The organism is Streptomyces sp. NPDC006510 (genome assembly GCF_040611955.1).
Classification (GTDB): Bacteria; Actinomycetota; Actinomycetes; order Streptomycetales; family Streptomycetaceae; genus Streptomyces.
The window spans coordinates 33,027-58,199 of sequence record NZ_JBEXPH010000020.1; the positions used below are offsets into that span (position 1 = coordinate 33,027).

Consider the following 25,173-nt stretch of genomic DNA (forward strand, 5'->3'; position numbering starts at 1 on the left):
CGTTTACGCGGCGAAGCCGATGTTGGTGACGTACTCGTACTGGCCCCACTGGGATCCCAGGTCGACGATGACGTCTTCCCAGGCGTCGTCCAGGGCCTGGTGGTCGCCGGATACCCAGGCCTCGACGATGCGGTCCCAGCGGCGGACGTTCATCGTGCGGTACTCCACCACCCGCTGGAGCGGACGCGGCACCTGCGACTGGTTCAGTGGATGGATCTCCACCCGCGTCCCGCCGTCGGCGTTCAGGCGTCGGAGGAGATGCCGGGCGACGTTCTGGCGGCGCACCTGGCGGTAGGCGGCGTCGATGCGCTCCAGGTTGGCCTTCGACGGCCGGCGTCGTTCGTCCAGCCACGCCTTCAGCGTGCGGTCGGTCACCGTCAGTCCGGCGTCCCTGGCCGCTCTGCGGCTGTGGCCGGTCCTGGTCAGGTAGTGCAGTCGGGCCATCAGGCCGCGTTTCACGGTCACCGGGGTGACGATGCCGTCGGCCAACTCGTCGAGTTTGCGTGCGACGGCGTCGCTGCCCTTGATGCCCCGGGCGCCGAACTTCCCGAAGTCGAGGGTCCTCTCGGGCATCTACTCCTCCTCCCCCGCCATGTCCTCGGACTCGCTGCTGCCCGCGGTGTAGGTGTCCTTCATCTTGACCTCGGTCACACCGCGGCCCTCGGCAAAGACACGGTGCCAGTCGCCGATGACATGGAGCTCGTCGGTGCCCATCGCGCGTACGACGGTGAGACCCTCGTCGTGGGCCTTGAGGGCCTTCATCCAGAGGTTGGAGAACGCCTGGCTGCGGATGATGTGCATCCAGTCCGGGCGGTAGAGCTCCCGGTTGTAGTTCGACTCCCCCATCGTGGAGACGAACTTCGAGTACATCGCCTTCACGTACTCCAGCGTCACCTCGTCGCCCTCGGCGATCGCCGTGTCCCGGGCGTCCTTGAGGGCGACGCGGAACTTCTCCAGCAGATTCTCCGTCGCACCGGACGTGTAGGACTCATGGATCTCCGGGGGTGCGCACAAGGCGTGCTTCGGGCCGGAGAGGCGCAGCAGGAGGCGCAGGGTAGGTTCGGTGACCCACAGCGGGCCGGGCTCGTCCCGGTTGCCGATCGGGTTGGGCAGCACCGCCTCGTGTTCCCACTCGGGCGGGGTGATGAGGTGGACACCGGCGCGGCGGCGGTCGTGGGCGAAGCCGGTGGTGTGTTCCAGCTGACCGAGCGGGAGGTGGGTCTTGAGGGCGGAGAGGTAGGCGCCGTTGATGTCGAGTGCGGTCACCTCGTGGCGGCCGGGCGGCAGTTCGTGGCGGGTCCACTTCGGGCGCGCCTCCCAGATCCGGTCCGCGTCCTTGGAGGTCTGCTTGCGCAGGATGTCCGGGATCCACGGGTGCGCGACGATGTCGTACCGCGCTCCCTTGCGGGTCTCGTCCAGCAGCCGCATCGCGTCCGGGATCGCCCGCTTCAGCAGCGCCGCGAGGGCCGCGTCGACGTCGCCCTGATGCTCGGCGAGCGCCGCCTGGACGGTCCGGCCGATCAGGTCCCCGGGCCCGGACTGCTCCTGGAACGCGCGCTTGGCCGGGCCCCGGGAGCGCTGGGCGGAGTGCGCGGCGGCCCGGGAGGGTGCGGCCTCGGGGGCCGGGGCCTCGGGCGCTGCGGCGGTGGGCGACGTACCGGTGGGCTGTGTGGCAGTGGGTTGTGCAGCGGGGGCGGGTCGGCACTCGGCCGGGTCCAGGTGCTGGGCGAAGCCCGCCACCCGGTGCCTGGCGGGCGATCCGCACAGTACACACGGCTCGGGGGCGCCGAGGGACTCCACCTCGTCCCCGGCCTCGCCCTCCTCGGTCACGGGTGACGGCGTCGGTGATGGCGAAGACGAAGGAGCGTCGGCCGCCGCGGGCTGTTCTTCCGTCCCGGGCGCCGCTCCCTGCACCGTACCGGCGTCGAGCTTTGCGGCCAGTCCGTCCAGCAGATACGCGTACTTGGCGCGGATCGCGTCCGCCGGGTCACGGCCGCCCTCCCACGCGCCGACCGTGCTCGGACTCACGCCGAGCGTACGGGCCACCTGGGCCTTGGAGAGCCTGGCCCGCTCCCGCAGCTCCCGCCGGACGTCCGGCGGCGGGAGTTCGGCCTGGGGACCGACGGCCGCGAGCAGCGCGTCGATCGTGTCGAAGTCACTCACCGGAGCGCTCCCTTCGCGGTGTCGCCGCGGCCCGTTCCGGGGACACGCGGGGCAGCTGGAGTGTCATGGGGGCCCGTCAGATGTAGGTGACGGGGTTGCGGGACAGATGCGGGCTCCCGGTGGGGCGGCCGACGCGGGGGTCGTCACGCAGGAGTTCGCCTTCGAGAGCGTAACGGTCACCGTGCTTGGAGATGCCGATGATCCTCGCGACCGCGAGGACCGTGCCTTCGGTGTTGATGATCTGCACCTCGTCCTGCGACAGGGCCCGGTCGGCGTTGAACTTCCAGATGCCGCGGCCGGCTTCCCACGCCTCGTCCTCGCTCATGCCCCGGCGCCAGCCGAGGGTGGTGCGCATCAGGCGGTCGTCCGGATCCGCCGCACGCTCGGCACCGATCTGGATCTGCAGCACCCGTCCACCTCCCGGAGGAACACCACCCGAGGGAACACTACCCAGAGGGGGTACTGTCCAACTTGTTGCGAAGTTACCACGTACTTAACTTCGCAACAAGTTGGACAGTATCCGGCCCACCGACGGAGGCGACCGGGGCGGGGCGGCGTCGGTGATGCCCCACCGGGAAGCCACGGGCACGCCGTCGGAGTGGGGCGCGGCGGGCGGCGGCGACCCCTTCGGCGCGTCATGAGGGAGCCGGACCACCACCCGGCGAAACTCTCGCCATGACCGACGCACCGAAAGCAGTCCTCGAAGGCGGCCCCGACGATCTCCCCGACCGGATCGTCCCCCTCACCGCACCCGGACCCGCGGCCGATATCAAGATCCCGTTCCGTGGTGGGTACGAACACTTCAGGGCCACGGCGCGCCACCAGAAAACAGCCGAGGGGAAGTTGCCCGTCTACGAATGGTGGGAGCGCACGGAAGTCCCCGGGTAGCCCCGGCCCTTCCGTCAGGCATTCCCCGTCGCATCACGGGGCAGGAGGCGCCGGCACAACTCGTCGATCAGCTCGCCCGCCGAGCCCGCGAGGACGTCGGGCACGGTGAGGTCGTCCACGATCATGCCGTGCACGGCGAGGTACAGCAGGACGACGGCGACACGGTCGCCGGGCAGCCCCGCGTCCCGGTGGAAACGGATGTTCTCCTCCAGCCCCGCGCGGTGGATCCTGTTGAGCTCGGCGCCCAGTTCGGGGCGGCGGACGCCCTCCAGGCGCAGCTCCAGCATGGCGAGGTAGCTGCTGCGGTCGGCATCCATGCGCTGGTGGACCTGGCGCAGCAGGAACGCGACCAGTTCGGGGGACGGCGGGACGGCCAGGGCCTCGGCGAGCTCGGCCGGGTCCGGCGTCAGACGCTCGCGGGTGCGCTCCATGATCTGCAGCAGCAGTTGGGCACGGTTGGAGAAGTAGTTCGAGCAGGTGCCGACGGGCACCTGCGCCTCGGCGTCGACGGCCCGCAGGGTCAGTCCGCGCGAGCCCTCGCGGGCCAGCACCTCGATGGCCGCATCGAGCAATGCGGTGCGGCGGGCCGGGTTCTGACGCATGGGAATCCTCCGAAAAGCGTTGACACCACTTCAAGTGAAGTACTACATTCAAAGCACTCCAACCGGAGGGTACATCTCAGTCACACACAGGAGTCAACTTGCGAGCTCGTACGACCGCTCGGCACGGCGCCGGCACCTTCACCGAGTTCAACCGAGGCGGCCGCGGACCCCAGCCGCTGAAGCCCCGGTCGGTCCCCCGTCCCCGACCGCTTCCCAAGCCGGGCACCCGACGGTGACCCGAGGGGACGCACAGCACAACGCAGGCTGCGGATGGCCGGTGTCGGCCGGCACGGTACGACGGCCGGACTCTCGGTCCGGATCACCGTTCCATCCGCAGCCCCTGCAATCCCCGTAATCCCCGCAGTCTCCGTAGCCCCCGCTCCTCAGGACACGGGGGTGCCGCGGCCGTGCAGTTTCAGGCAGTGCGCCAGGCAGCCCAGGGCCGCGCTGCAGAGCAGGGTGCGCATGATGTCGGTCGTTTCCCAGATCCCCTTGAACTCGTCGACGACCGACAGGTCGCGGGCCTTCGCCGGGTCACCGATCGCGGCGAGCTCGTTGTTCAGGGGGATGTCGACGGAGAACGTGACCAGCAGCGCCACCACGTGGAGCGCGGCGGCGGCACCCGCCCGCAGGGCGACCGTACGACGCCCCTTGCGGTACTCGATGACGGCAACGGCCACCGTCACGGCGAGCGCGCCGAGAAAGACGAGTACGAACAGGCCGCTGGTGTCCATCGCCTTGTTGAAGTTCTGCATGGCCTCCGCGTACAGGCGGTCGTCGGTACGGGCGAGGCCCGGCACGGCCGACACGTCGAACGCGAAGAACAGACCGGCCATCAGACCGACGCCGATGACGGACATCACCAGCAGAATTCCCGCGGCCCTGCTCGCCCCGGGCGACGACGCCCGCGGCGCGAGCGGCACTTGGAGGCCGCAAGTGCTGTGGGGACGGTGGGAATCGGCAGTCATTGGGCGTCCCCGCTGGCAACGTACGACGTACGACGGGAGCGGACCGGGCCGGGTCGTCAGCCGCCCAGCACCACCGTCCGGGACGGTGCCGCCGGGGGCAGGACGATCCGCGAGGCGCCCCTCTTCCGGTACTCCTGCGGACTGACCCCTCGCACCCGCTTGAAGGCCGAACTCAGCGCGAACGCACTGCTGTAGCCGACCTGGTGCGCCACCGCGGCCACCGTGGTACCCGGTTCGCGCAGCAGGTCGGCGGCCAGGGCGAGACGCCAGGTGGCCAGGTACGTCATCGGCGGCTCCCCCACGACCTCGGCGAAGCGGCGGGCGAGGCCCGCCCGGGAGACGCCGACCTCGCGGGCCAGCGACTCCACCGTCCACGCCCGGGCCGGATTCTCGTGCAGAAGACGCAGCGCGGGCCCCACCCTGGGGTCGGACCGGGCGCGGTACCAGGCCGGCGCACCGGCGTCCGGCTCGGCGAGCCAGCTGCGCAGCACACTGACGAAGAGCAGGTCGAGGAGGCGGTCGAGGACCAGTTCCTGTCCCGGCTCGTCGCGGCCGATCTCCTCGGCCAGCAGGGGGATGAGCGGGGTGTCGTCGAGGGCGGCGGGCCGCACCAGGAGGGTGGGCAGGGTGCCCAGCAGACGGCGGCCGATCTCGCCTGGCGCCTGATACGTACCGCTGAGCATGACGGACGAGCCCGGACCGATCGGGTCCCCCCAGGTGCGGACCCCCAGGGCCATGGTGTCGGTGACGTCCTCGCCGACGATGGTGTTGCAGCGTTGATCGGGGCCGACGGTGATCTGGACGGGGGTGTCCTGCGCGTCGGCGATCGTGTACGGATCGGGGCCGCGCAGGACAGCGATGTCGCCGGGGCCGATGAGGGCCGGTGCACCGCAATCGGGCATCACCCAGGCGTTGCCGCGGACCATCGTGGCCAGGGAGATCGGGGCACGGTCCTCGATGCGGAGCGACCAGGGCGGGTCGAAGACGGACTTGAGCAGGAAGGCGCCGCGCGCCTTGGGCCCGTCCAGGAGTCCGGTGAGCACGTCCATGTGGTGATCCCCATTCGGCTTGAGGGCGCGGTGCCGAGTCGAATCCGTATCAGACGTTCCAGATGCCGGTGGCGGCGGCATCCTTCGCGAAGGCGGAGAAGTCACGCGGCTTGCGGCCGAGGACCTTCTCCACATCGTCGACGACGGCGGCGTTGCGCCCGTCGAGGATCAGACCGAACAGGTCGGCGAACTCGACCGGCAGCCCGTTCTCCCGCAGGCCCGCCCGGTAGTCGTCGAGGGTGACCGGGGTGTACGTGATCTCCCGGCCGGTGACCTGCGACAGCTCGACGGCCACCTCGTGGAAGCTGAGCGACCGGGGCCCGGTCAGCTCGTAGGTCCTGCCGATGTGGCTGTCGTCGGTGAGGGCCGCGGTGACGACGTCGGCGATGTCGTCGGCGTCCACGAACGGCTCCACGGCGTCGCCGGTGGGCAGCGCGAGCTCACCGGCGAGGACGGGCTCCAGGAAGAAGCTCTCGTTGAAGTTCTGGTTGAACCAGCCGGCCCGTACGACGGTCCAGTCGGCGCCCGACTCCTTGAGCCTGTTCTCGCTGATGACCGCACCCTGCTCGCCGCGTCCGGCGAGCAGCACCAAGCGGCGCGCGCCCTTCTTCACGGCGAGCTCGGAGAAGGCGCCGACGGCCTCGGCGGCCCCCGGGAACCCGAGGTCGGGGTAGTAAGCGACGTAGACGGCTCCGACGCCCTCGATCGCCGCCTCCCAGGTGCTGGGGTCCTCCCACGCGAAGGGCGGTTCGCCACTGCGGGATCCCACACGTACCGGCAGCCCCTGTGCGGTGAGCCGCTCCGCCACACGGCGCCCGGTCTTTCCGGTGCCGCCGATCACCAGGGTCGTCCTCGTTCCGGTCCGCTGGATGTTCTGCCGAGTGCTCTGCCGGCTGTCCCGCTGGGTGCCCTGCTGAATGTTCTGTGCGTTCGTCATGCCGATCAGTCAACTCCGGCCCGGCGAGACGAACCATGGCCACAACGCTCAACTCCATACGCGTGCGTCTACGAAAAAGCGGAGTGCGGCCGGCAGGCGCTTTGGTTCCGACGGGACGGGGCGGGGCCGCGGCGCACCGCGAACCCCGCCCCGTCACCCGCCCGACACGAGGGTCAGGCGAGGACGGCGGCCCTCGTGAACCTCCCGCGCGCGGGTGTCGCGCAACCGTCTGCCCCTGCCGGGGCACCGGGCCCCTCCTCACCCCGCAGCAGGGCGACCAGCGTCGCCCGGGCCCGGGCGACGCGCGAGCGGACCGTGCCGACGGGACAGCCGATGGTCTCGGCCGCCTCCGCGTAGGGCAGGCCCAGGAGTTGGGTCAGGACGAAGGCGTCGCGCCGCTCGGCCGGGATCGAGGCCATCAGCTCGGCGAGGGCAACGCCGTCCTCGAAACCTGGCAGGCCCCGGGGCTGGGTGTGCTCGGCCTCCGCCTGCCAGTCGTCGCGGTCCGACAAGCGAGGGCGGGCGGCCGCGTACCGGAGGCTGTCGACCACGGTCCGGCGGGCTATCGACAGCAGCCAGGTACGGGCCGAGGAGCGCCCCTCGAACCGGGGCAGCGCGGCGAGTGCGCGGAGGAACACCTCCTGGGTGAGGTCGTCGGCCGCCTGACGGTCGGCGCTGAGGTACGCCACGTACCGCCAGACGTCGCGGTGCAGGGCGCGGACGAACAGGTCGGCCTTGACCGGGTCACCGTCCCGGGCCGCCAGCGCGAGCAGGGTCGTCGCCGCGTCGGTGTCGCCGTGGCGGGCGTGTGAGGTGCGGGCCGGTTCGGTCGGCCCCTGGTCGGGGGTGTTCTGGGCAGGAGTCATCGCCACAAGTCCTTACGAGGCAAAGGGAATCCGGCAGTGCGCGCGGGAGTGCGGCGGCGCCGGTGAGGGGCACGGCCTGCCGGGACGGCAGGGCCGAGGCCCGAGCGACGGGCATGAACGATGCGTGCCGTCGAGCTCGGGGAGCCGGCTGTCAGGAGACAGCGAGTACCTGTGGGGGACCTCGGGAGATGACGGAATGGGCGAGTACGAGCGGCCGGGGGGCGCGCTCGTCACCGGCGCGTGAGCGTCGGACACGGGGCCGTCCCGGTGCGGCGGGGACGACGGCGGCGATCAGCAGTCGCAGGGGCCGGAAGATCCCCAGGGGCAGCGCCCGCACCAGACGGAAGACGACACACTCTCCGTACGCCATCCACAATCCGCTCAGGAGAGCGGCGAGAAGGTGCGCCGACAGCATGCCGAAGGACGAGGACATGTCTGTCATGTCGTGTGCGACGGCATCGTGGACCACGGTCTCGTGCCCCATGGCGGCATGACCCATGGCAGCGTGGTCCATGGCGGCATGACCCATGGTTCCGGGCCCCGTGGGCATGTGCCCCATGGCCGCATGGCCCATCTGGAAGTGATCCACCGGCATACGAGAAGCGGTCGGGGGTCTCGCCAACCGGTGGCCCCGTGCCCTGGCTGGCGGCGTTCTCGCTCTTCCTCGGCGCCGGCATCGCCTCCGTCAACACCTACCTGGCACTGTTCGGCGCCCAGCGCCTCGGCATGGGGCCGACGGTGGCGGGCACACTCGTCGCGGTCCTCGGCGTCGCCGGGATCGCCGGCCGCGTCGGCTGGTCCCGCGCCGCCGCACCGGGCCGGGCCCGGTGGTTTCCGGGCCTGCTCGCGGGCGGCGCCGTCGGTGCGGCCCTGCTCCTCGTCGCGTCCGTCCGGGTCGAGCCATTGGCGTGGGTGGCCGCCGTGGCGGTGGGGGTGTTCGCGGTGTCCGGCAACGCGGTCTCGATGGTCCTCGTGATGCAGCGCTCGGCGCCCGGGCGGGCCGGGCAGGACTCGGCGCTGGTCGCGGCCGGATTCTTCGCCGGATTCGCCGTGGGGCCGCCGCTGTTCGGACTGCTCGCGGAGCGCGGCCGGTACGGCACGGGCTGGGGCCTGGTCGCCGTGGAGTTCGCCGTCGCGGGAGCCGTCGCCGTCGTGTGGGCGCTGCACGACCGCCGTACGGGAACGGGCAACGCGACGTGACCGCCGGCGACCGGGCCGCAGCGGCCCTTCAACTGCTCGTGGGGCGCGTCGAGAAGACCGCCGAGCTGGTCGGAACCCGCTTCCCTCTGTACGCGGACCCGACGGACGGCCACTGGACGACCACAGGGCGGGGGTCGTGGACCGGCGGCTTCTGGGCGGGGCTCCTCTGGCTGCGGGCGCGGCACACCGGCAGCGCAGCGGACCGCTCGGCGGCATCCGCCGCCACCGCCCGGCTCGCCCCCTGGATCGAGTCCGACACCGCGGCCCGCGGCCTCATCCTCTGATACGGGACGGTCCTGGCCACCCGCGACGACGCGGCCCATGCCCTGCGCGAGCGCGCGGCGAAGGCCGCCCTCGCCGCCTGGGACTCGACGACGACGGCGTGCTGCACGTCGTCGGCCGGCTCAAGGACGTCGTGATACGCGGCGGCGCCAACATCAGCCCGGCCGAGGTGGAACGCGAACTCGTCGGCCATGCGTCGGTGCGGGACATCGTCTGCGTGGGGGTCCCGGACCCGCTGATGGGTGAGCGGCTGGCGGCCTGCGTGGTGGCCAGGGCGGGTGAGCCGCCGACCCTCGACGACCTGGGCACGTATCTGACCGTCCGGGGTATGGACCGGCACAAGCACCCGGAGCATGTGCTGCTCCTGGACGAGCTGCCGCTCACCGCCGCCGGCAAACCCGACCGCGCCGCCCTCCGGCGCCGGATCGCGCAGCAGCGGGCCGTCGTACCCGCCGGGGAATGACCGAAGAGGGGGAGGGTCGCGTCGACGCGCGCCCCTCCCCCTCTCTCGTTCCGGCTCAAGCCCCGCTCATGGCCCTCTTCAGCTCGGCGGCCGCGCTGCGGTACACCGCGAGCAGGTCCAGGTCCTCACCCGGATAGTTGACGATCTTCACCTGCTTCGCGCCCGAGTCGGGCAGGACGGTGCCCGTCGACATGTGGGCGTTGTCGAGAACGAAGGCGGGCTTCTTCCCGGAGAGCGAGGCCAGTTGGGCCGGGGTGACCGGCTCGGGGCCGTACGTGCCCACCGTCGTCGCGCCCGCGAGCCGGGCCGCCCAGCCGGTGAACACCTGCGTGACGACGGCCGGGCTCCTGCCGCCCGGCCAGGCGGTCTTCAGCTCACCGTTCAGCTTGGTGACCTCGCCGTCGAGGCGCTTCTTCCACTGATCGGCGGCGGCCTTCGTGCCGAACAGCTCGCCCAGGCGGGCCACTTCGGCCCCGGCCTTCGTCGGGTCGTTGTCGAGATTCACCTCGACCAGCTTCGCCTCCGAGCCGGCCGCTTCCTTGATCTTGGCCGCGTACGGCTCGAACGGCGCGTACAGCACGAAGTCGGCCTTCGCGACGGCGGCGAGGTCGGAGGGCTTGGGGTCGTAGTCGGGTGCGTGGTGGACGGACTGCGGCACGATCACCGTGACGTCCTCTGCACCGGCGGCCTTGGCGAAGGCCCCTTCCCACGTGGTCGTCGCGACAACCACCGGCTTGTGACCGGCGGCCTTGTGGTCCTCCGAGCCTGATCCGTCCTCCGCCCCGCACCCGGCGAGGAGGGGCACCGCCGCACTCAGTGCGACGAGGGATGCGATACGGGCGGTACGGACGCGGGTGCGCGCCATGAGCTGTTTCTCCGTTCGGGAATGAGGTGCGCGGCGAGGACGACGGTCCCCGCCGTGAGGACGAGGACCGGACCGGGAGGCCAGTCCAGCCACAGGGCGAGGAGGAAGCCCGTGAGATTGACGGCGACGCCGATGCCGACCGCCCACAGGGTGATCGACCACAGCGAGCGGCCGAGGCGTCGCGCCGCGAGCGCGGGCAGCAGGGTCAGCGCGTCGACGAGCAGTGCCCCGGTCAGCTTGATCGCCCCGGCGACCGCCACCGCGACGAGCACGAGGAGCACGGTGGTGAGGAAGCGGACGGGCACGCCTGAGCACTGGGCGAGCTCGCGGTCGTGCAGGAGGAGGGCCACGTCCCGCCGCTTCCACCGGAAGAGCGACGGTACGGCCACGGCGAGCGCGCCCAGGACGACCAGGTCCGCGGTGCCGACCGAGAGGATCGACCCCCACAGCAGGGCGAATGCGCCCGACGCGTTGACGCCGGAGACTGCGAGGACGAGGAGCGCGGCGGCGATCGCCAGGCTCATCAACAGGCCCATGGCGCCGGACAGCCCGTCCGGCGTACGGGCCAGCGGGGCCACACCGGCACCCGACAGGGCGCAGGCGACCAGCGCGCACAGCATCGGATCGAGCCCGGTCAGAAGTCCGATCGCGATGCCGAGGAGCGCCACGTGCATCATCGCGAACCGCACCGGCATGATGTCGAGGCCGACGATGACGACGCCGATCACCGGCAGCCCGATGGCTGCCAGGAACAGGGCGATTCCGGCCCGCTGCACGGGCACGAGCTGGAGCATGGAGCCGAGGTCGGCGGCCGCGAGTGCGTTCACCGCACCTCCCGCAGCCGACCGGCGGCCATCTCCAGAACGCGGTCGCACCGCTCGGCGAGCGCCCGGTCATGGGTGACGACGACCAGCGTCACCGGCAGCGCGGTCAGCACGTCGGCGGCCTCCTCCTGCCCGTCGAAGTCGAGGGCGGCAGTCGGCTCGTCGGCGAGCAGCACCTGGGCGCCGGCCGCGACACAACCGATGGCCCGCGCCAGGTACATGCGCTGCAACTGCCCGCCGGACAGCGTGCCCACGGGCCGTGAGGTCAGTGGCCCGATGCCCAGCCGCTCCGCGGCCCCGGCCGCCTCGGCCGGTGCACCACTGCCGGCCAGCAACTCGTCGCCGCGCAGCGGGAACCGTCCGGCGGCCGGCTTCTGCGGAATCCAGGCACAGGAGTGGCGCCGCCACGCCCACTCGGCGGCCGAACGAGCGGACCGCCCGCCGACCTCGATCGTGCCGTCCGTCTGCCGGTGCAGCCCCAGGACAGCGCGCAGCAGCGTCGTCTTCCCGGACCCGTTCGTGCCGGTCAGAGCAACGCGTTCACCTGCGGCGATCTCCAGATCGACATCGGCGACCGCCTCGTTGCGGCCGTGCCGGCACGCGACACCGCGCAGCCGTATGTCCAGTCCGCCCATCCCATGCCCCTCACCACCGCCGTGCCCGTGCGGTGAGGGAGTCGGACGGAGCGGGCGCCGGGTTCCCGCGCGTCGGCGGGAACCCCGGGACACCGCGGCCCGACCCCCTCCACGACACCCCACCCGGAACAGGAGTCCCGCATGAACCGCAGGCAGTTACTTCGCGCCACCACCGCCCTGGGCGCCACGGGCGCGATCACGGCCACGACGACCGCCGCGCGGGCATCCGCCGACGGGCCCGGTCCGACCGGCCCGCTGCGCGTCCACGTCGTGATGTTCGACGGCGTCGAGGAACTCGACTTCGCCGCCCCGTACGAGGTCTTCTCCGCCGCGGGCTTCTTCACCCCGCGCCCGGTCGAGGTCCGTTACGTCTCGGCCACAGGTGCCCGCAGCGTCACCGGCGCGTACGGCACGGTCGTCCGCGGCATCCGCCCCTGGGCCCCCGACGAGGCCGACGTGCTCGTGGTGCCCGGCGGCGGCTACGCCCGCCGCGACAGCCCCGGCGTCCGGGCCGAGATCGACCGCGGCACCCTGCCCCGCGCGCTCGCGGCCGCCGTCCGCCCCGGGCTCACGCTCAGCGCCCTCTGCACCGGAGTCATGCTCCTCGCCGCCGCCGGCCTCACCCGCGGCCGCCCCTGCACCACTCACCACAAGGCCCGGCCTGACCTCCGGCAACAGGGCGGCCTGGTGAAGAACGCCCGCGTCGTCGACGACGGCGACCTCGTCACCGCCGGCGGCATCACCTCCGGCCTCGAACTCGCCCTCTGGCTCGTCCGCCGCGACCTGGGCCCGGACGCGGCGATCAATCTGGAGGCCATGCTGGAGTACGAGGCACGGGGCACCGTCTGGACGTCGAGCCGAACCGGCTGAGGCACGACACCGCGCCGAGCGGCACACCCGTCCGGGGCAGTACACCGATCGGCGAGTACCGGCGTTGCCCTGGAGCGAGCGGCTGCGCCGCCCCGGCGTCGGCCTGCCGGACCCAGGCCGTGAGGCTCCTGCGACTGCCCCGCAGCTCCGCCCGGCTCGCACCACCATGACCGAGCCCGCGTCACGGCTCCTGGGCTTCGTTTGCCGTTGAATCACGCACTACTGCTGCGCGAACCGCTCGAACGCTGCGTACAGCGCCGCGCTCATGGCGGCGCTGCCCTTGTGGCCCGAGTCCTCGATGACCACGAGTTCCGCACCGGGCCAGGCATGGGCAAGTTCCCAGGCCGTGTCGAGGGGTCCGCTGATATCGAGGCGGCCGTGGATCAGGACGCCGGGGATGCCTGCCAGACGTCCCGCGTCGCGGATCAGCCGGCCCTCCTCCAGCCAGGCCCCATGGGCGAAGTAGTGCGAGCAGATCCGTACCAGCCCCAGCATGGCCCGGGGCGGCCTGCTGCCGTACGGGTTGGGCGTGCCGTTCGGCTCGGCGGAGAGGACCGCGTCCTCCCAGGCGCACCAGTCGGTCGCGGCCTTGGCCCGTACGTCCGGGTCGGGGTTCTCCATGAGACGCGCGTACGCTCCGACGAGGTCGCCGTCGCGGTCAGCCTCGGGGAGACCGTCCCGGAATCGCTCCCACGCTTCCGGGAAGAACCGCCCCGCTCCCCGGTAGAGCCAGTCGATCTCGCGGCGACGGGTGCTGGTGACAGCGGCGAGGACGATCTCCGACACCCGCTCCGGGTACCGCTCGGCGTACGCGAGGCTGAGCGTGGAGCCCCAGGAGCTGCCGAACAGCAACCACTGGTCGACACCGAGGTGTTCGCGCAGCTGCTCCATGTCGGCGATCAGATGCTCGGTGGTGTTGAGCTTCATGTCGGTGGTGGGGTCGGCGGCATGGGGTGTGCTCCGGCCGCATCCGCGCTGGTCGAAGAGGATGATCCGGTAGCGCTCCGGGTCGAAGGACTTGCGCGGGCCCGTCGAGCAGCCCGAACCGGGGCCGCCGTGGACGACCAGAGCGGGCTTGCCGTCGGGGTTTCCGCAGGTCTCCCAGTAGATGAGGTTTCCGTCGCCGGTATCGAGCATGCCGTGGTCGTAGGGATCGATCGGCGGGTACGGGGCTGCCATGTCCGGTTCTCCTCCATCGAGTTCGTCTTCTCCCCCGTCGAGTTCGTCGAGTTCGTCGAGTTCGTCGAAGACACAAGCCGGACACAGTACACGCGGATCGCGCGCGTCACCGGTTTGACTGGTGACGCAAGCGGTGCGACGCTGATATCAGCCCAGCGCTACGGCGCGATCCGCGACCGATCGAGCGGAGGTTGACCGTGAACACCGTGAGCACCGTGAACACGACGAACAGCGAAAACACGACGGACAGTGCCGCAGCGGCCCGGCACGAGCGGTTCGGGAAGCTGCCCGAGCGCGTCCCCTACCAGGACATGGTCGAGGTGAAGCCCACCTCGCCGAAGGAGTCCGCGAGGGATGCGTACGACCCGGAGGGCTCGTGGATGTCTTTCTCCTGCCTCGCCGCCGACCTCGGCCTCTAGGGTTCTGGGGCCTGTTAGGCTCGCAAGAGCGTTGATCGTGTACCGAATCGTTTACTGAGGAGACCAGACATGGTGGGTGACGACGACATCTCGGGGTGAGACCCCGATCTGTCAGGCCACCGGCCGATGCCCAGGAGCATCGCCGTCGTGGCCGTTCTGTCGTCCCCTTCATCCATGTCCCGGGCAGCAGTCCGTGCCTGCCCGTATGCCATTCGAGGTCTCTCCATGTCCGACGCCTCCGTCATCTGCTCGAACCTGTCCTTCGCCTGGCCCGACGACACCCCGGTCTTCGAGGACCTGTCCTTCACCGTCGGCAGCGGCCGGACGGGCCTGGTCGCGCCCAACGGCTCCGGCAAGAGCACCCTGCTCAAGCTGATCGCCGGCGAACTGCGGCCCAACACCGGATCCGTGTCCGTGGGCGGCACGCTCGGTTATCTCCCGCAGTCCCTCCCCCTGACCGGTGATCTCACGGTGGCCGAGGTCCTGGGCATCGCCTCGGTGATCCGGGCCCTGGACGCCGTGGAGTCCGGGGACGTGAGCGAGGAACACTTCACGACCATCGGCGACGACTGGGACATCGAGGAACGCACCCGGGCCCAGCTGGACCGGCTCGGTCTCGCCGGCCTCGCCCTCGACCGGAGCCTGAACACACTCAGCGGCGGCCAGGTCGTCTCGCTCGGCCTCGCGGCCCAGTTGCTGAAGCGGCCCGACGTACTGCTGCTCGACGAGCCGACCAACAACCTCGATCTCGACGCCCGTCACAAGCTCTACGACGTGCTGGAGGACTTCAGCGGCTGCCTCCTGCTGGTCAGCCACGACCGGGCGCTGCTCGACCGCATGGAGCGCATCGCCGAACTCGAACGCGGCGAACTGCGCTTCTACGGCGGCAACTTCACCGAATACGAAGAGGCCGTGCAGGCCGAGCAGGAGGTCGCCGAGAAGAACATCCGCAACGCCGAGCAGGAGCTGAAGCGGGAGAAGCGGGAGATGCAGCAGGCCCGCGAGCGCGCCGAGCGCCGCGCGAGCAATGCCGCACGCAATCTCAAGAGCGCGGGCCTGCCACGTATCTTCGCCGGAAACATGAAGCGAGGCGCCCAGGAGTCCGCGGGCCGGTCGGGGCAGTTGCACGCATCCCGGGTCAGCGAGGCCAAGGCCCGGCTGGACGAGGCGGGGCGCACCCTGCGCGACGAGCAGCGGATCACGCTGGATCTGCCGGAAACCGATGTGCCCGCCGGACGCACACTCGTCCTCGGCGAGCAGATGCAGGTCCACCACGGCGGACGGGCCCTGTTCGCCGAATCGGGCGTCGACCTGACCGTCCGGGGCCCCGAACGCATCGCGCTGACCGGTCCCAACGGCTCCGGCAAGACCACGCTGCTGCGGCTGCTCAACGGCGAACTGGAGCTGGACAACGGGCAGATCAAGCGGGCCGACGGCCGGATCGCGTACCTCTCGCAGCGGCTGGACCTGCTGGACCTGGACCGTACCGTCGCCGAGAACTTCACCGCGTTCGCACCGCACCGGGCGGAAGCGGAGCGGATGAACCTGCTCGCCCGCTTCCTCTTCCGGGGCCCCCGGGCCCATCTCCCCGTCGGAGCGCTGTCCGGCGGCGAGCGGCTGCGCGCCACTCTGGCCTGTGTCCTGTGCGCCGAACCGGCTCCGCAGCTGCTGCTCCTGGACGAGCCGACGAACAACCTCGACCTGGTGAGCGCGGGCCAGTTGGAGAGCGCGCTGGGCTCGTACCGGGGGGCGTTCGTGGTGGTCAGCCACGACGAGCGCTTTCTCGCCCGGATCGGCGTGGAGCGGTGGCTGCGGCTGGTCGGCGGTCGGCTGACGGAGACGGGGGCGCCGGAGGTGTGAGCCGCTGATGTGCCGACCGGGCCCGCGCCCGAGGTGGGTCACCACCCGGCGGGCCGAACAACCGATCACATCAGGTGGACCACCATGTCTCGACCGGCCCTGCTCGCATCCGACGTCGTCCGCACCCTGGGGACCAGACGGGTACTCGACGGCGTCTCCCTCACCGCCTCCCCCGGCCACCGCATCGGGCTGATCGGGGAGAACGGCGTCGGCAAGTCGACGCTGCTGCGTCTGCTCGCCGGAGTGGACGAACCCGACGCCGGGAGCATCACGCGCCCGGCCGACCTGGGTTTCCTGCACCAGGAGATGCCGTTCGACGACGCGTCGACAATCGCAGACGTGCTGGACGAAGCCCTGCGCGAGGCCCGCGACGACCTGGCCGAGCTCGAACGTCTCACCGAGCGGCTCGCCCACGTACCGCAGGACTCCCCCGGGTACGCCGAGCTGCTCGACGCGTACGGCCGGCGGCTCGAACAGGCCCAGGAGCGGGAGGTCTGGGACGCGGACCGGCGTGCCGCGATCGTGCTCGACGGGCTCGGCCTCGGCGCGTTCCGGCACGACCGGCCGCTCGGCTCCCTCTCCGGCGGGCAGCGTGGTCGGCTGGCGCTGGCCGCGCTGCTGGTCCGGCGCCCTTCGGCGCTGCTGCTGGACGAGCCGACCAACCACCTCGACGACGGCGCGGCCGCCTTCCTGGAGGAGCAGGTGCGCGGCCTGCCCGGGGTCGTCGTGGTGGCCAGCCACGACCGGGCCTTCCTCGACGCCGTGTGCACGGACCTGATCGACCTCGACCCGGCCATGGACGGCCCGGTCCGCTACGGCGGCAACTACAGCGCCTACCTGGCCGAGAAGCGTGCCGAGCGGGAGCGCTGGGAACGGCGGTACGCCGAGGAACAGGAGGAGCTGGCGGCGCTGCGCCACTCGGCCGGTGTGACCGCGCACCGCCTAGCGCCCGACCGGGAGCGGCGCGACAACGAGAAGATGGGTTACGGCCACCGGGGCGGCCGGGTGCAGAGCCAGATCTCCCGGCGGGTGCGCAACGCCACCCGCAGGCTGGACGGGCTGGAGCGCAGACGGGTCGGCGAGCCGCCGCAGCCGCTGCGGTTCCACGGGACCGCACTCGCCGTCAGCGCGCCCGTTGTCACCGCGTCCGCCGAGGAGTCGGTGGACGATGCCCTCGTCTCGCTGCGCGATGTGCGGGTGCCGGGTCGGCTGGCCGTCGCGCACCTGGACGTACCGGCGACCGAACGCCTCCTCGTCACGGGAGGCAACGGAGCCGGCAAATCGACGCTGCTCTCCGTGCTCGCCGGGCGGCTCGCGGCCGAGGGCGACGTACGGCGGCGGCAGGGGCTGACGGTGGGTCTGCTGGCCCAGGACACCGTGTTCGCCCGGCCCGACCGGACCGGGCGTGAGACCTACGAGCGCTCGCTCGGCGCCGAGCGGGCGGAGACGGTCCCGCTGCACTCGCTGGGGCTGCTGCACGAGGCGGATCTGGACAAGCCGGTCGGTCAGCTGTCGGTCGGTCAGCGCCGCCGGCTCGCGCTGGCGCTCCTGGTGGCGCGTCCGCCGGAGCTGCTGCTGCTCGACGAGCCCACGAACCACTTGTCCCCGCGGCTGTGCGACGAGCTGGAGGCCGCCCTGGGCACCGGGCCCGGCGCGATCGTCCTGGCCAGCCACGACCGCTGGCTGCGCAGACGCTGGCAGGGCCGCGAAATCCGGCTGCACTCCGGCCGGGAGCACACGGACGAACCTTGCCGACACAATAGTCACCTGCCAGAATGGTGACGTGAATCTGGATCACGTCTTCGTATGCGGAAATCCGGCACTCGACTTCGCCGCGACGCTCCGGGCACGGCGTTCGGTGCGGTTCGAGATGTTCGTGACGCCGGAGCGGCTGCGGGCGTGGTACCTGGAATCCGGCCTCGTCGACGCGGTCTCCCCCGGCGACCGGGCCGACGTCGATCGCGCGACGGCCGTACGGGAGGCCGTCTACGAACTGGTCACGGCCCGTCGCCTCGGTGAGGACTACGCCGACGAGGCACTGGAAGTGCTGAACGGTGCGGCCCGCAAGCCGCCCGCGACACCGCAGCTCACCGCCTCGGGGCGCTGGACGGAAGCGACGCCGGACGAGGCCCTGTCCACCGTGGCGCGCCATGCGGTCGAGCTCCTGAGCGGGCCGGACGTACCCCTGCTCAAGGAGTGCGGCAATCCCGAGTGCACCCGTATCTACATCGACCGCTCCCGGGGCATGCGGCGGCAGTGGTGCGGCATGGAGTCCTGCGGGAACAAGATCAAGGCAGCCGCCTACCGCGCACGCAAGAAGAGCGCACACACCGCGGCCGCGCGGTAGGGGCGGCCGGAGCGGGCCGCGAGCGCCACGCTGATCGAGCACCAGGCGGCGATTCCGCTCGCGAACGCGTGGGGCGGCGGGCTGGTCGCCTCGGTCGACGGGATGCAGTTCGTCGTCCCCGTGCCCGGCGTGTACGCACGGCCGAACCCCAAGTTCTTCGGGGGCCGGGGCGGGCGGCGCCACCTGGCTCAACATGATCAATGAGCAGGATCAGCAGCAGGGTGCCCAGCGGTGTCCGGATCACCCTCAGCTGTCATCTGGTCGTCGTTGATGCCGTTGACGCGGCCGGCGCCCACGCCTTACCGGTCCCTGCTCGTGGACACCGAAGGCTGGTTCTGGATCAGGACCATTGGCGCGCCGCGGTACGGCGACCCTCGTGATGGCGAACTGCACCAGCCGACTCGCGAAGGTGCAGCGTTCGCGGCCACTCAGTCGAGACAGAACTCGTTGCCCTCGATGTCCTGCATCTGGAGGCACGACTCGTTGTCGTCACCGGCAAGCAGCAGTCGCCCGCGTACCGCGCCGAGCGCGACCAGTCGTGCGCATTCGGCCTCAAGTACGGCGAGGCGCTCTTCACTCACGAGCCCGGTGCCGACCCGCACGTCAAGACGGAGCCGATTCTTGACGACCTTGCCCTCGGGAACGCGCTGGAAGTACATGCGCGGGCCCACACCTGAGGGATCCATGCAGACAAACGCTGAACCCTGACGCTCAAGCGGCAGCGAGCGATTGAAATCGCCCAAGTAGCAATCCCTTCCGGCGGCGGTACGACGTACCCCGACACCTCGCACCAGATACGAGCGACGCGCTCAGGTTCCGCGCAGTCGAAGGTGATTTGGATCTGCTTGATCGACGTCATCGTTCCATCGATGAGGCAAGGTCCTTCGTCGTCTCCAGGGGCCCGCCCCTGGCCAGGGCTGTGGCGCATGCGGCCAACTCTAGGCGATGAGTGGGACCTTGAGCCGTGGGATGAGAAGCATCCGGGCCTGCCCGTAGGAGAGGCGGGCGAGCCCGGTGTCCGGGCAGATGTCGCGCGGGCTGACGACCCTGCCGGGACCCGGCTTGCGGTGGGTGACGAACACCGGGCCGCGAGTACGGCCCTTGAGAAGGCGGGGCAGCAGCCGGGCGGTACCCGCGTCCCAGTAGACCGTCTCCAGGACGAAGTCCTCGCAGACGGCACCGCGGCGACGCCTACGAGACCGGCGCACGCCGGCGTTCCAGGTGTTCACCGCGGAGCTGCCCCACAGCAGTTCCAGGGCCTCGCCGATCTCGTCGTCCGCGACGGACCGCGGCGAGCGCAGTTCGTACCCCCTGCCGTAAAACAAATGGCTGTGGGCGGCACGTGGTTCGGGTGCCAGCCATTTGTTCTACGGCTGCCGGGTTCCCCCGCCCTCGATCACGGCGAGACGCGCCGCGGGCACGAGCGTCGGCAGCAGCAGCCGCCAGAACTGCGTCACCGTCGACGCCGAGAGCCACGTCGAGTCCCGGACCCCGAGCACCTCGAATCCCACGGTCGCGGCCACCACGGCGGTCGCCGCGTCCTGCACCGCCGTCCCCCGGTGCAGTTCGCCTTCGGCCTCGGCCTGTTTCAGGGTCTCCTCGACCCAGCACCGCCAGCGCTGCCGCAGGTCCATCCGGAGCGGGCGGGACGTCTCGCCGCTGAGCGCGAAGCCGACCCGCAGCACCACGTCGGCGCGCAGCGCGTCGGCGAGCGCGTGGGTGACGTCGACGAGGAGTTGCACCCGGCTCGCCCTGAGCGGCAGGGCGCCGTTCGTCACGGCCAGCAGCCTGGTCAGCGCCGCCTCCTCGACGGCGTCCACCAGGATGGCCTTGCTGGCGAAGTGAAAATGCAGCGCCCCGTTGCTCACCCCCGCCTGCGAGCTGATCGCGGTGAGTGACGCCGTCGAGAAGCCGTCCCGGTCGAAGACCTCGGACGCGGACCGGATCAGGGTTTCACGCGTGCGCGCCGCGCGTTCCTGTTTGACCATCAACTGCTCCGTCACTGCCGGGGGTTGCCGTGCTTGCCGAAGGGCAGGCGACGACTCTAACAAACCGTGCGTGCGGTTTGTGAAACTCCCGGCTCCCCCATCAAACAAGCACCGGGTTTCGGCCCACCCATCAGAACGCCGTGAGAGCACCCCTTGAGTCATCCCACTCAAAGGCAACTTGTGTCACGCTCGAACCATGTCGGACCCGAAATGGACGCCGACTCGGCACCGGAACGCGTCGGCCCTGCCTCATCTCCAGGAACAGGCAGACCGGAATAAATGCCTCCGCTGTTTTCGGGAGACAGCGAGCCAAAGACACTAGAAATTAAACCGGTTGGTATGTATTTTCAGGCCAAAGAACAGCCCAACCCTGAACACACCTCTCGCACCAGCACAGGGGGAGCAATGCCTGCGAGCACATTTCAGGTCGACCCAACAGCGTTCGACAGAGACATGACAGGAGGCACCAAGGCTTCCACAATCAAGCCCGGCGGCTTCTACCCCACCACTCTGACCACTACCGTCCCCAAGGAACTCGTACACCGGTCCGCTGTCGCGGAGGTCTTGCTCACCGACTGGGAGCGGGTGGACGACACCCATTTCGTCATATCCGCCCAGTGGCCGCGCGGCCACAGCTTCTTCACCCCGGTCGCGGACGGCTACCACGATCCGCTCATAGGCTGCGAGACGGTCCGCCAGATCGGCATCCTGCTGGGGCACGCGGAGTTCGGTGTGCCCTTCGGCCACCAGTTCCTCGTCTGGGACCTCGACATCGCCGTACGTCCGGAGCATCTGCGGATGGGGTACGAGCCCGCTGCGCTCAGCATCGACGTCGACTGCACGGAGATCAACCGGCGTGGCAAAAACCTGTCGGGGCTGCGCTTCGAGGCTGTCTTCCACCGCGACGGGAACGTCGTCGCGACCGGGGGCGGCTCCTACTCCTGCATGGCCCCTGCGGTCTACCGCAGGGTGCGCGGCGAGCACATGCCCGACGGCCACCCGTACCAGCTGCCGCTGATCAGCCCGGCGGCCCCGCAGAGCGTCGGACGCATGTCGCCCATGGATGTCGTGCTCTCCCCCACGAGCCAACGGAACCACTGGCAGCTGCGGGTGGACACGCGGCACCCCGTGCTCTTCGAGCACGCGGTCGACCATGTGCCGGGCATGGTGCTGATCGAGGCCGCCCGCCAGGCCACGGCAGCAGCCCTCGGCCGGTCCTCCTATCTCCCGCTCGGCATCGCCAATGAGTTCAAGCGGTACGTCGAGCTGGACTCCCCGTGCGTGATCGAGGCGTCCCTGCTGCCCGGCACCGCCCCAGGAGGCGAACAGAGCGTCCTGGTGACCGCCCATCAGGACGGTGCGCTCGTCTTCACCTCCACAGTGACGGCCGGGCCGCGCGGAACCCGGCCGCTGAAGAACGGCAACTGACCGGTGCCGAACAGCGGTTCACCCATGCCGGACAGCAGCCGCCCCCCACCGGGCAGTTGCCGTCCCCCACCTGACAGCAGCCGCCCCCCACCGGGCAGTTGCCGTCCCTACGCCCTCACCAAAGCCCGAAGGCACTCACCCGAAGGCGCCCAGGTGATCGCTCGCCCATTCACGGAAGTCTCCGGCAGGCCGGCCGAGCAGAGCGGCGACCGTGCCGTCCACCTCCGCCTTCGAGCCCTCACGGCCGCGCTCCGCGCTCTCCAGCAGTGCCTCGACGATGTCCGCCGGATAGCGTGCGCCCAGCGCTGCACGGGCCTGCTCCGGCCCCAGCTCCTCGAAGCGGAGCGAACGGCGCAGCAGTTCGGCGAGCCGGGCCGTCTGCTCGACCGCGCTGATCGCCTCCGGCCCGGTCAGCGTGTGGATCCTGCCCGCATGGCCGTCCTCGGTGAGGGCGCGTACCGCCACCTCCGCCACGTCACGCGGATCGACGCAGGCGTTGGGCGACGCCCCGTACAGGGCCCGTACCACGTCGTCCGAGCGGATGGAGGCCGCCCAGGAAAGCGTGTTGGACATGAACGCGCGCGGACGCAGCAGAGTCCACTCCATACCGGATCCGCGCAGCAGTTCTTCGTTGCGACGCTGCCACCGGGTGATCAGGTCCTCGGCCCGGCTGTCCGCGACCGCGGCGGCGGACAGCTTCACCACATGTCGCACCCCCGCCGACCGGGCGGTCCGGATGAAGCACTCGTCGTCGTCCCCGCCGGGGTTGGTCACCAGGAAAACGGTACGAACCCCACGCAGAACGCCCACCAGCGAAGCCGGATCCGAAAAATCCCCGGTAACGATCTCGGCCGCCGCACCCGCACCCGTGACCCGCCCCGGATTCCTGGCCATGATACGAACTGCCAGGTCAGCCGGGATCCTACGGACCACTTCCCGCCCGATGGTCCCCGTGGCACCGGTGACAAGAATCATGAATTTCCCTCTCTTGCCTGACATTTCCCCGGCCGGAACAGGCGAGGAAGCGGCCTGTAAGATACGAACTGGACGGTTTCTTTACCGGTCTCCCGACGTTCGACCACCCCGAGGAGGGAGGAGGCAGAGTGGCTGAGCAGCTACGAGCCATCCGTACCCGTCAGACGATTCTTTCGGCGGCGGCCAAGATCTTCGAGGAGCACGGGTACCAAGCGGCCACCATCTCCCAGATCCTCTCCGAGGCGGGAGTCACCAAGGGCGCTCTGTACTTCCACTTCCATTCGAAGGAAGACCTGGCTCAGGGCGTCCTTGCGGAGCAGGACCAGCGGATCATCGTTCCTCACCGCGCTTCCAAGGTGCAGGAGATCGTGGACGTCGTGATGCTGCAGGCCCACCAGTTGCAGACCGACCCGATGGTCCGCGCCGGCGTGCGGCTGACAATGGACCAGCTGGCGCATAGCCTCGATCGCAGCGGCCCATTCCTGCGCTGGGGCGAGGTCGGCCACGAACTGCTCCAACAGGCAGAGGCCCAGGGAGAGTTGCTGCCCCATATCTCGCCGATCGAGACGGCCGATGTCATCGTGGGGTCCTTCGCCGGCATCCAGTCCATGTCGCAGGCCGTCTGCGAGTACCGCGACCTTGTGGGACGGGTCTCCGCCCTGATGCGTCATGTGCTGCCCAGTGCGGTGGTGCCCTCCGTCCTCGCCTCGCTCGACCTCTCCGGGAGCCGCGGAGCCACGGTCTACGCCGAGGCTGTGAAGGCGGCCGAGATGCGGGACCTCATCGAGGCTGCCGGCTGAGCAGTGGATGTTTCTGTGGAGCACCGTCAAGGGTGCCCCACAGAAACGGCGTCCTCAGGCACAGCAGGCTCAGGAACCACACCCTTGACGAAGTGCGCCGATAGCGCCTCCGTCAGTTCACGGCCGTCCCCCGGTGCCCAGGCGATGTAGCCGTCTGGCCGCACCAGCAGCGCGTCGTACGGCACTTCGGCAGTGGGCCGGGCGCGGACCACATTCAGGATCCCCTCCCATTCCCGTGCCGTCTCCCGGTGGCCGCTGCCTTCCTCGCCCAGAAGCAGTAGTAGTGGCCTGCCGTCGCGCAGCAGCCCGATCACATCGGTCTCGCCGGTTGCCGTGTTGAGCACCGCGTTACGGAGAAACGTTCCCGTTGCCCCGCCGGACCCCCCGGTCCGATCAGGAAGCACCGTGTCCTGTGCGCTGATCAGACCGCCGAGGTACCCGTGCTCACGGTCCGCCGACAGAACTCCGGTGAACACCCTGCGCAGTGCGTCGAGTTCGGGCCCGGGACGCATCAGGGCGAGCTGGGCCTGTGTCTGATCGATGACCCGCCGGGCGACCGGGCGGCGCTCCAGGTCGTAGGTGTCGAGCAGATCCGCGTCCGCCAATCCGTGCACCGCCAGCGCCAGCTTCCAGCCCAGGTTCAGTGCGTCGAGCACCCCGGTACTGAGGCCCTGCCCACCGATCGGGAAGTGCACATGCGCCGCGTCTCCCACCAGGAAGATCCGCCCCGCACGGTAGGTCCGGGCCAGCCGCGCGAAGTCGCTGAACCTGCTGAGCCAGCACGGCTCGTCCATCGCGATGTCCCGGCCGGCGATCCAGGACACTTCCCGGCGCAACTCCTCCAAGGTGGGCGGCAGTTGCCGGTCCGGGTGGGCACCGTCGCAGTTCAGCGTCCGGATGTGCGTCCGGCCCTCCGCATCGAGCTTGGCCACGATCCAGCCGCGCTCGGTGCGGTGCCAGCCCTTGGGAAGCTCGTCAGGCTGCGCGAGCGTGACGGCCCCCATGAGCGCGGACACCGTCGCCGGATGGATATCGGAGGCGATGCCCGCCAGATCTCGGACCGTGCTGCGGGAGCCGTCCGCCCCCACCACGTACTCGGCGAAGCAGACCGTGGTCCCCTGCGGCGAATCGGCCGTGACCCGTACCCCGCCGTCCTCCTGGACGGCCCCGGTCACCCGGTGCTCGCGCAGGATCCGTGCCCCGGTCGCCCGCGCCCGCCCCTCGAAGTGCCGCTCCAGCTCCGCCTGGGGGCACTTGAGGATCGGCTCGGGTTCACGTGCCGGAGCCGTGATGACCAGTCCGGGCAGGCCCGCGAAGTGGAACGGGCTCTCCGCCGCGCCTTCGGTGTACGGGTACCCCTGCCCCGGCAAGTGGCCGCGACGGGCCAGGGTCTGCACCGCCCGGGCGTGCAGCGTGGTCGCCTTGGGCTGCTCGGACACATCGGCCCGGGATTCCAGGAGCACGGTGTCGACTCCGTACCCGGCCAGTTCGGCGGCGATGAGCATGCCGACGGGGCCCCCACCGACCACCACGACCTGTGCCCGCACCGGGCTCTCCCCCTGCAC

At 70.6% G+C, this 25,173-nt stretch carries 25 protein-coding genes and 5 pseudogenes; 12 read left to right on the forward strand and 18 right to left on the reverse strand.

The window, feature by feature from the left end; translation table 11 throughout:
* Positions 1-3: 3 nt before the first annotated feature.
* The 3 genes from ABZY11_RS09515 to ABZY11_RS09525 form a co-directional block, all read right to left on the reverse strand.
* Complete coding sequence (locus tag ABZY11_RS09515; RefSeq protein ID WP_356478584.1) at positions 4-573, reverse strand: transcriptional regulator; 570 nt, start codon at positions 571-573, stop codon at positions 4-6.
* Positions 574-2,163, reverse strand: coding sequence for a helix-turn-helix domain-containing protein (locus ABZY11_RS09520; RefSeq protein WP_356478585.1), 1,590 nt, complete (start codon positions 2,161-2,163; stop codon positions 574-576).
* 76 nt (positions 2,164-2,239) lie between these two features.
* Entirely contained in the window at positions 2,240-2,572 is a 333-nt protein-coding gene (locus ABZY11_RS09525; RefSeq protein ID WP_124723588.1) for a hypothetical protein, read from the reverse strand.
* A gap of 266 nt (positions 2,573-2,838) precedes the next feature.
* Between ABZY11_RS09525 and ABZY11_RS09530 the strand changes: the two genes are divergently transcribed.
* Positions 2,839-3,051, forward strand: a complete 213-nt coding sequence (locus ABZY11_RS09530; protein ID WP_356478586.1) for a DUF5988 family protein — start codon at positions 2,839-2,841, stop codon at positions 3,049-3,051.
* Between the two features lie 14 nt (positions 3,052-3,065).
* On the opposite strand, the gene ABZY11_RS09535 is transcribed toward ABZY11_RS09530, so the two are convergent.
* From ABZY11_RS09535 to ABZY11_RS09560, 6 genes are all read right to left on the reverse strand, one after another.
* On the reverse strand, positions 3,066-3,653 hold the full coding sequence (locus ABZY11_RS09535) for a TetR family transcriptional regulator (RefSeq protein ID WP_356478587.1): 588 nt from the start codon (positions 3,651-3,653) through the stop codon (positions 3,066-3,068).
* Positions 3,654-4,036: 383 nt separating this feature from the next.
* Positions 4,037-4,513 carry an anthrone oxygenase family protein gene (locus tag ABZY11_RS09540; protein ID WP_356478588.1) on the reverse strand — a complete coding sequence of 159 codons (477 nt, stop codon included), beginning with the start codon at positions 4,511-4,513 and terminating at the stop codon, positions 4,037-4,039.
* Positions 4,514-4,677: 164 nt separating this feature from the next.
* Positions 4,678-5,670 carry an AraC family transcriptional regulator gene (locus ABZY11_RS09545; protein ID WP_356478589.1) on the reverse strand — a complete coding sequence of 331 codons (993 nt, stop codon included), beginning with the start codon at positions 5,668-5,670 and terminating at the stop codon, positions 4,678-4,680.
* A gap of 49 nt (positions 5,671-5,719) precedes the next feature.
* Positions 5,720-6,511, reverse strand: coding sequence for an NmrA family NAD(P)-binding protein (locus ABZY11_RS09550; RefSeq protein ID WP_356478619.1), 792 nt, complete (start codon positions 6,509-6,511; stop codon positions 5,720-5,722).
* A gap of 269 nt (positions 6,512-6,780) precedes the next feature.
* A complete protein-coding gene (locus ABZY11_RS09555; RefSeq protein WP_356478590.1) occupies positions 6,781-7,479 on the reverse strand; it encodes a sigma-70 family RNA polymerase sigma factor in 699 nt (232 codons plus the stop codon).
* A 145-nt stretch (positions 7,480-7,624) separates the two neighbouring features.
* Positions 7,625-7,987, reverse strand: coding sequence for a hypothetical protein (locus ABZY11_RS09560; protein WP_356478591.1), 363 nt, complete (start codon positions 7,985-7,987; stop codon positions 7,625-7,627).
* Positions 7,988-8,106: 119 nt separating this feature from the next.
* Between ABZY11_RS09560 and ABZY11_RS09565 the strand changes: the two are divergent.
* From ABZY11_RS09565 to ABZY11_RS09575, 3 genes and pseudogenes are all read left to right on the forward strand, one after another.
* Positions 8,107-8,673: pseudogene (locus ABZY11_RS09565) on the forward strand (MFS transporter); the annotation flags it as partial.
* On the forward strand, positions 8,670-8,957 hold the full coding sequence (locus ABZY11_RS09570; RefSeq protein WP_356478620.1) for a hypothetical protein: 288 nt from the start codon (positions 8,670-8,672) through the stop codon (positions 8,955-8,957). The pseudogene ABZY11_RS09565 and the gene ABZY11_RS09570, both read left to right, overlap by 4 nt.
* A 77-nt stretch (positions 8,958-9,034) precedes the next feature.
* A pseudogene (locus tag ABZY11_RS09575) lies at positions 9,035-9,418 on the forward strand (long-chain fatty acid--CoA ligase); the annotation flags it as partial.
* Between the two features lie 55 nt (positions 9,419-9,473).
* Here the strand turns inward: ABZY11_RS09575 and ABZY11_RS09580 are convergent.
* From ABZY11_RS09580 to ABZY11_RS09590, 3 genes are read right to left on the reverse strand one after another with little or no spacing between them, the layout of a single operon-like run.
* Entirely contained in the window at positions 9,474-10,283 is an 810-nt protein-coding gene (locus tag ABZY11_RS09580) for a zinc ABC transporter substrate-binding protein (protein ID WP_356478592.1), read from the reverse strand.
* Positions 10,232-11,110 (reverse strand): metal ABC transporter permease, encoded by an 879-nt coding sequence (locus ABZY11_RS09585; protein WP_356478593.1) that lies wholly within the window; start codon positions 11,108-11,110, stop codon positions 10,232-10,234. Before ABZY11_RS09585 ends, ABZY11_RS09580 begins: the two co-directional genes overlap by 52 nt.
* Complete coding sequence (locus ABZY11_RS09590; protein ID WP_356478594.1) at positions 11,107-11,742, reverse strand: ATP-binding cassette domain-containing protein; 636 nt, start codon at positions 11,740-11,742, stop codon at positions 11,107-11,109. The genes ABZY11_RS09585 and ABZY11_RS09590 overlap by 4 nt, the downstream gene beginning before the upstream one ends.
* 141 nt (positions 11,743-11,883) lie before the next feature.
* Between ABZY11_RS09590 and ABZY11_RS09595 the strand changes: the two genes are divergently transcribed.
* The gene (locus ABZY11_RS09595) at positions 11,884-12,612 is read left to right on the forward strand and encodes a DJ-1/PfpI family protein (protein WP_356478595.1); all 729 of its coding nucleotides are present in this window, start codon (positions 11,884-11,886) and stop codon (positions 12,610-12,612) included.
* A 219-nt stretch (positions 12,613-12,831) separates the two neighbouring features.
* Here ABZY11_RS09595 and pip read toward each other — a convergent pair whose 3' ends face one another.
* Positions 12,832-13,791: a prolyl aminopeptidase gene (gene pip / locus ABZY11_RS09600; protein WP_356478596.1), complete on the reverse strand. Its 960-nt coding sequence runs from the start codon at positions 13,789-13,791 to the stop codon at positions 12,832-12,834.
* Between the two features lie 206 nt (positions 13,792-13,997).
* Between pip and ABZY11_RS09605 the strand changes: the two genes are divergently transcribed.
* The 5 genes and pseudogenes from ABZY11_RS09605 to ABZY11_RS09625 all read left to right on the forward strand — a co-directional run.
* Positions 13,998-14,210: a hypothetical protein gene (locus tag ABZY11_RS09605; protein ID WP_356478597.1), complete on the forward strand. Its 213-nt coding sequence runs from the start codon at positions 13,998-14,000 to the stop codon at positions 14,208-14,210.
* A gap of 225 nt (positions 14,211-14,435) precedes the next feature.
* On the forward strand, positions 14,436-16,070 hold the full coding sequence (gene abc-f / locus ABZY11_RS09610) for a ribosomal protection-like ABC-F family protein (RefSeq protein WP_356478598.1): 1,635 nt from the start codon (positions 14,436-14,438) through the stop codon (positions 16,068-16,070).
* 84 nt (positions 16,071-16,154) lie between these two features.
* Positions 16,155-17,852 carry an ABC-F family ATP-binding cassette domain-containing protein gene (locus tag ABZY11_RS09615; RefSeq protein ID WP_356478599.1) on the forward strand — a complete coding sequence of 566 codons (1,698 nt, stop codon included), beginning with the start codon at positions 16,155-16,157 and terminating at the stop codon, positions 17,850-17,852.
* 1 nt (position 17,853) lies between these two features.
* Positions 17,854-18,417 carry a CGNR zinc finger domain-containing protein gene (locus ABZY11_RS09620; RefSeq protein ID WP_356478600.1) on the forward strand — a complete coding sequence of 188 codons (564 nt, stop codon included), beginning with the start codon at positions 17,854-17,856 and terminating at the stop codon, positions 18,415-18,417.
* Between the two features lie 15 nt (positions 18,418-18,432).
* A pseudogene (locus tag ABZY11_RS09625) lies at positions 18,433-18,588 on the forward strand (Tn3 family transposase); the annotation flags it as partial.
* Positions 18,589-18,845: 257 nt separating this feature from the next.
* On the opposite strand, the pseudogene ABZY11_RS09630 reads toward ABZY11_RS09625, so the two are convergent.
* The 3 genes and pseudogenes from ABZY11_RS09630 to ABZY11_RS09640 form a co-directional block, all read right to left on the reverse strand.
* Positions 18,846-19,276 (reverse strand): annotated as a pseudogene (locus ABZY11_RS09630) (VOC family protein).
* Between the two features lie 112 nt (positions 19,277-19,388).
* A pseudogene (locus ABZY11_RS09635) lies at positions 19,389-19,742 on the reverse strand (hypothetical protein); the annotation flags it as partial.
* Between the two features lie 42 nt (positions 19,743-19,784).
* A complete protein-coding gene (locus ABZY11_RS09640; protein WP_356478601.1) occupies positions 19,785-20,405 on the reverse strand; it encodes a ScbR family autoregulator-binding transcription factor in 621 nt (206 codons plus the stop codon).
* 453 nt (positions 20,406-20,858) lie between these two features.
* Between ABZY11_RS09640 and ABZY11_RS09645 the strand changes: the two genes are divergently transcribed.
* Positions 20,859-21,833: a ScbA/BarX family gamma-butyrolactone biosynthesis protein gene (locus ABZY11_RS09645; protein ID WP_356478602.1), complete on the forward strand. Its 975-nt coding sequence runs from the start codon at positions 20,859-20,861 to the stop codon at positions 21,831-21,833.
* Positions 21,834-21,968: 135 nt separating this feature from the next.
* Here ABZY11_RS09645 and ABZY11_RS09650 read toward each other — a convergent pair whose 3' ends face one another.
* Entirely contained in the window at positions 21,969-22,808 is an 840-nt protein-coding gene (locus ABZY11_RS09650) for an NAD(P)H-binding protein (protein WP_356478603.1), read from the reverse strand.
* Positions 22,809-22,936: 128 nt separating this feature from the next.
* Here ABZY11_RS09650 and ABZY11_RS09655 point away from each other — a divergent pair, with 128 nt between their 5' ends.
* Entirely contained in the window at positions 22,937-23,608 is a 672-nt protein-coding gene (locus ABZY11_RS09655; protein WP_356478604.1) for a ScbR family autoregulator-binding transcription factor, read from the forward strand.
* A 26-nt stretch (positions 23,609-23,634) separates the two neighbouring features.
* Here ABZY11_RS09655 and ABZY11_RS09660 read toward each other — a convergent pair whose 3' ends face one another.
* Positions 23,635-25,155, reverse strand: a complete 1,521-nt coding sequence (locus ABZY11_RS09660; protein ID WP_356478605.1) for an FAD-dependent monooxygenase — start codon at positions 25,153-25,155, stop codon at positions 23,635-23,637.
* Positions 25,156-25,173 lie beyond the last annotated feature (18 nt).